The sequence below is a fragment of the Nocardiopsis protaetiae genome (genome assembly GCF_045446735.1).
In the GTDB taxonomy this organism is placed as follows: Bacteria; Actinomycetota; Actinomycetes; order Streptosporangiales; family Streptosporangiaceae; genus Nocardiopsis; species Nocardiopsis protaetiae.
On record NZ_JBJJBV010000368.1, the window covers coordinates 1 to 5775 of the forward strand.

Annotated in this window: 5 protein-coding genes; 3 read left to right on the forward strand and 2 right to left on the reverse strand. The window is 67.4% G+C overall.

Annotated elements, in window-relative coordinates:
* Window positions 1-489 (forward strand): HNH endonuclease signature motif containing protein (locus ACJOT3_RS32035; RefSeq protein WP_406976878.1); only part of this gene is annotated, 489 nt, incomplete at its 5' end.
* 73 nt (window positions 490-562) lie between these two features.
* Window positions 563-2206, forward strand: a complete 1644-nt coding sequence (locus ACJOT3_RS32040; RefSeq protein WP_406976879.1) for an endonuclease NucS domain-containing protein — start codon at window positions 563-565, stop codon at window positions 2204-2206.
* Between the two features lie 82 nt (window positions 2207-2288).
* On the opposite strand, the gene ACJOT3_RS32045 is transcribed toward ACJOT3_RS32040, so the two are convergent.
* Window positions 2289-2615, reverse strand: coding sequence for a hypothetical protein (locus ACJOT3_RS32045; RefSeq protein WP_406976880.1), 327 nt, complete (start codon window positions 2613-2615; stop codon window positions 2289-2291).
* A 111-nt stretch (window positions 2616-2726) separates the two neighbouring features.
* Complete coding sequence (locus ACJOT3_RS32050; RefSeq protein WP_406976881.1) at window positions 2727-3500, reverse strand: hypothetical protein; 774 nt, start codon at window positions 3498-3500, stop codon at window positions 2727-2729.
* Between the two features lie 294 nt (window positions 3501-3794).
* On the opposite strand from ACJOT3_RS32050, the gene ACJOT3_RS32055 reads away from it, so the two are divergent.
* Complete coding sequence (locus ACJOT3_RS32055; protein ID WP_406976882.1) at window positions 3795-4436, forward strand: hypothetical protein; 642 nt, start codon at window positions 3795-3797, stop codon at window positions 4434-4436.
* Window positions 4437-5775: the final 1339 nt, after the last annotated feature.

The following is a 5775-nucleotide window of genomic DNA, read 5'->3' on the forward strand; positions in this document are numbered from 1 at the left end:
GGAACGCCGGTCACCGACACCGGGCAGGCGCTACCCCTCTCCGTCCTGCGCGCATGGTTGACCCGGGCCACCGTCCGCCCGCTCTTCACCGACCACAACGGCACCGCGACCCACGTGGGAGAAGAACGGCGACTGGCCTCCCCCGCAATGCGCGCGGCGGCCTTCGCCCGCCACACCGCCTGCGCCTGGCCGACCGGATGCGACCGGCCGCTGCGCTGGTGCCAGGCCGACCACATCGTGGAGTTCTTCCAGGGCGGGCCCACCCGCGCCGACAACCTCCAACCCCTCTGCGCGGCGCACAACCGGATCAAGCACCGCCGGACCGTGGCCACCGAACGCCGCCGCTTCTGGACCGGCCGACCCACCCGTCTCCGCCGGCACAAGCGGTCTGACCACCACCCTGACCGCCCAGCGACCGTGATCCATCGACGAATCGAGGTCGAAGCAGGCCACGACGCGGAAGGCGACCGGGGCCGACCATATCCATGAGTCGACTCTCTCAGTCCGCATTCACCAGAGGCGATGCAGAAGACACCGATGGTATCCAGTATCGTCGGCCAGCGTGACGGCACATGAAAAACATATTCGCGACTTCCTGGCAGCGCATCTGGAAATGATCGAACCAGGACTGAGAACGGTACGCACCGAGTATCATGTCCCCAACTCCAACGGCGCACGCGGATTCGTCGACATCCTGGCCCGCGACAAGGGCGACATGTGGGTCGTCATCGAATTGAAGCGGTCCGGAGAAACCGCACGTCAAGCACTGCATGAGGTCGCCAAGTACACAGAGTTGCTGCGCCGCGAGAAGGGGATTCCCAAAGACCAGATCCGCGCCATCATCGTCTCCACCACATGGCACGATCTGCTCACGCCGGCGAGCAACCTGGCTCGGGATTGGGACTACGACCTTCGGGGTTACGCGATCTCCGCGGGAGCCGATGGCGCGGTCCTTCAGATCGAACCCGTCGACTTCCTGCCCGAGCCCTTCGACCTCAGGCCCACACGCGTCCAGTTGGTGGGCTTCTACCGAAGCGAGCAGGACCGTGAGCTCGGTTGGGGGCGACTGGTCACGTTGGCGGCACAGGCCCGGGCACACCACCTGGTGGGCTTCGACTTCGACCGGGTGGCGGCACACGACCGGGTGGTCTGCGGGTTCGCCCTGTACTACGCGATCGGACGGATCATCCCCGAACTCGCCGAACTACAGAAGGAACTCGATGTCGTCCCCGGTGAGGGCGATGAGGACAACCCCTACTTCGACGTCCCCAACGAATACCAGGGCTGCCCTGCCGAGTATCGCGCGAGCCACCACATCCACAGGCACGGCATCGGTTCGGTGGAGGTGGAGCAGGGATCACCGGACAAGTTCTCGGCGCTTCTCGAAGATCACCTGTGGGAACTGAGGCAGATCCGTCGTACCGGAATCTATGCCACCTCCGATGCTTGGGAGGACAGAGATCTGTGCAACGCCGTCAGCGGAAAGGGCAACAGCGCGGGCAACAGGTCGCAGGTCCGCTACAGCGGCTCGGCCGATCCGCGCATCCGACCCCGTTGGGCGAGTTTCACCGACGAGGTTCTGGAAGCGCTCTCCGGGAACGAGGACTGGTCCGCGCTGATGCGCTGCTGGTTCGCGGAGGTCGCTGCGGACTCCTCCCACACCAATGTCCGGGTCGGCGTCTACAATCCATGCGATCTGGTGCAAACGCTGCTCTGGGGGAGTACGAATCCCTCGCTCCCCTTCGAGTTCTATACTCCGGGAATCACGGCACTCGTCGGCGACACGGAACGATTCTTCCAGGGTGACATGAGAGGAATCCAACGATCGACGCTCGGCATACTGGCCTGGGACGGACGCTACCGACCCGACGTGAGACGACTCGTCCGGTTCGTCTTCTCCGATCCCCTCCACTACTGGGTGTACCGGCAGTCCGGAGAGGTCTGGACGGTCGACCCGACGCTGTTGGGACTCCTGGGGCTGCGCCATGTACTGGTCGACATGAGCACCGGAACCGGTCGGCCGCAGGTGACGGGAATGTACGTGATGGAGGAGGGCCGCCTGGTACATGTACCCGGCCCGCACTGCGACTCCCCTTTCGTTCGTCCTGATGGCATGCCGTACCAGTTGGGTGACTTCGTCGAAGCGCACAGATACGAGATCCATGCGCTCGTGAACGAGTACTTGGAATATGTACAGCTCCCCTGACCGGGTATGACACGTCGGCGACAACGATTCGGCCGGTCCTCCTCGTGCGGGGAGGACCGGCCGTCATGCGCCGGGGGCGGGGTCAGGGCCTGGTGGGGAGGGGGGCCAACAGGCGGGTGAGGGTGGCGCGGTCCGGGACCTCGGTGAGGCCGGCGGCGGAGGCGACCCAGTAGGAGCCGGTGGCCTCGCCGAACCAGATGACCAGGTGTGGGTACCGGGCCTGGAGGGTGGCGGCGTGGCGGTGCTCGCGCAGGAACTCGGCGCGGTGGCCGCCCAGGAGGGGGAGGTCCCGGGCGCGGAAGCGGCGGCAGGAGGGGTGTTCGCAGGCCGGGCAGTGCGGGCCGCGGGCGCCGGGGCGTTTGGCCAGGGGTTCGAGCGGGGGTCGGGGGCGCGGGATAGTATGCGTCATCGATCCTGCTTTCTTACATGTCGCAGTGTGGTTTCGGGATTGTGAGGCCCTGGGGAGCGTTGCCGCGCTCTCCTGGGCCCTTTTCACGTTCCGGGGCGTGAAGGCGTCTGTTCAGGCCGCGGTGGTCCAGGGGTTGTCGGTCAGGTCGTAGGCCAGGAAGAACCACACCTGGCGGTGGTCGGCGATGCCGTTGTCGCCCCAGGAGGTGGCCAACGCGTCGACCAGGGCGAGGCCGCGCCCGGATTCGGCCGTGGCGTCCAGGCCCGAGGGGCCGGGGCGGAAGGGCTCCCACCATCCGCCGGGGTGCGGGTCGAGGGTGCCGAAAGCAGTGACGTAGGCGGCCAGCGCGGTCTCGGCCGGGGTGCGCCGCTCGGGCGCGGCCGGCCCTGTCCGCAGGAAGCGGAACTCACGGTGCGTTCCGTCCGGGCTCTCGTACTGGCGGCCCCAGTGGTAGGCCTCCCACAAGGGGGAGTTCGGTCCCTGCCTCTGGACGACCCAGCGGCCGCGCACCGGGCGCAGGTGGTGGTCGTCGTGCTTGCGCAGGTGTGAACAGTAGGTGTTCACGGCGTGCTCGGCGTAGCGGGCCAGGCCGCCGTGGCGCAGGGCCTTGGCGGAGAGGGAGCGTACGGGGTCCCCGTCCCGGGCGCCGGACTCCGGGTGGCCGAACTCCAGGCGGTCGATGGCCTCCTGGACCGGGCCGAGGGGGAAGTCCTCGGCGACCGGTCCTTCCCGGCGCCGCAAGCGGATCTTCGGGCTCAGCGCGGGGCGGGCCTTGAGGGAGAGCCGGACGGGGCAGGAGGTGTCACGGCCGCCGAGGACCGCCGGGCCGACACGGATGTGCTGCGGGTCGCCGCGCACACCATCGGGAACAAGGGAAGCATCCACAGGGACCCCACAGGAGGAAGCTCGGGTGCGTGAACTCATTTCTCGCGTACACAAGAGATGCTACTGCATTCATTGTGAACTCAGTCAACCAAGTTAAAAGAAAACTGTGAAGCACGGGGTGGGTTTCTCGTAGTTCCGCGGCCCCGACCGCCGACCCGAGGCCTCCGGAGCCGCCACAGGACTCCGAACAGGGCAAAGAGCGTTCCCGGGAAGGGTCGGATCCGGTGACGTCGGCACAGGTCGGAGGGATTCTGGTAGGACCCCGTCCACCCGGCCGGGGCGAACGGGGGCACCATGAACGGCATCGGCGAGCACACCCGAGAGCGCTTCACACCGGCATTGGCCGCACTGGCGTTCACGGTCCCGTTCGTGATCGCGGCGGCACCGGCTCAGCTCGACCCGGCCGAGACGCTGGAGTACGACGGTTCCGGCGACACCGTCCTGGAGGTGGTCGAGCACGACCAGCCCCGGGTGGCGAGCTTCAGCCACCAGGGCTCCTCCAACTTCGCCGTGTGGGCGATCGACTCCCGTGGCGAGGAGCAGGACCTCCTGGTGAACACCATCGGCCCCTACGAGGGAACGGTGCTGTACAACGTCCTCGTCGGCGAGGACCTCGCCGCGCTCGACATCAGTGCGGACGGGACCTGGGAGGTGTCGCTGAAACCGCTGGAGGAGACCGAGCGGTGGCCGTCGGGGGACGACGAGGCCGCCGGTGACGGTGACGAGGTCCTGTTCATGGAATGGGAACCCGAGGGCCTGACGGTGCTGGACATCGACTACGGCGGTGAGAGCAATTTCGCGATCTGGGCGTACACCGACAGCGATCGGGACCTGCTGGTCAACGAGATCGGTCCGTACAGCGGGCAGGCGCGCCTCGTCGAGGGGACCATGCTGCTGGCCATCACCGCCGAGGGCGGGTGGACCCTGACCCGGTGACCCTGCCGAACCGTGACCGGGCGCACCTGCCGGTGTCGACCACGTCTCCGAGAGCATCGGCCTGGCCGTGGACAGGGACACGGTGCGCGGCACCGTCACCGTCTCCCTCCCCTACCGGGTGGAACTCACTCCGCCGGCCGCCGACATGTCCCGGAGCTGCGCGCGGCCGTCTGGGCGGGCGGCAGGGCGGACCGGAACGCCCCGCACGCCCTGATCGACCGGGCACTGCGCGTCGACGACTCCGGGGGCACGTGGGCGGGGCCGCACACCGGTTCGTGGAGGTCCATGTCGAGGCCGCGGGGAGTCGGGTGGCGGCGGCCCCGCCCGGGGGCCGCCCCGGCGCCCTGGTCGAGGTTCTGCTGCACGGAGGGAGCGCGCGGGAGCCGCCGTCGAACACGGCTGCGATGAGCGTCTGGAGCGAGCGGAGGAGGGGCGGGCGTTCGTCGACGGGCTGCGCAACGAACACCGGCGCAGGCGGCGGTTCGTGGCCGGGCTCGACCGGGTGGGCCTCGAACGGTGACGGCGCCCGCCCGGGGCGGGGGGACGGGTCAGAGCAGGGCCGGGATACGACGGTGACGGCGTAGGGAGGGGTGCCGCCCCTTGCCGTCCCCCTTGATGCGGATGATGCCCAGAGCGGGAGTGGCCAGGTCCGGCACACCCTGCACCGTTTCGGTACCACGACCCGAATGGTGCCCTGTCGATAGAAAGTTCCCACACTTCTCGCATACCAGGGACGAATAAAAACGCAACACCATCATGCGAGTTTTTCATATACACGAGGGCATCGAGGCGGACTTCCTTTGTGGACGATCGGAACCGGCCGACCGGGGGCGCGGACAGGACCCCTTCGACAGGACAGGTCGACGCCGGGCGCCGGCGTTCGCACACCGCAACAAGGGTGATCACGCGTTTTGATCAGTGGATTCATGGAACGCGTGGATCCCATCATCCTTTGTTTCTGGCGCTTCTGATGTTTCTGCTGCTTCTGTGGTTTCCACTGTTCCCATTGCTTTTGTTAACTCCCAGTGACCGAGTCAACAATCCTGGCGTAATAGGACATCAAACCTTTATGGTGCTTCTGTCGCCCTCGGTAGGGGGTGATGAGAGAAAGGTTGTTCATGAAGGCCTCCCCCCTCCTTCGTTTCGCTGACCGGATCCTCGAACGTCTCACCCCCCGGGCCGAGGCCCAGGCCGCGGCAGCCCCGTGCGGCTACCAGTACCGCTGCATCAGCAGCACCTGCTCCCGCCGCGTGTACACGCAGCGCCGCCAGTGCTGTCTGCAGGGCGGTGAGGCACGTTGCAGCGCGTGGGTGACCACCGCCTGCGACTGCTGATCCCC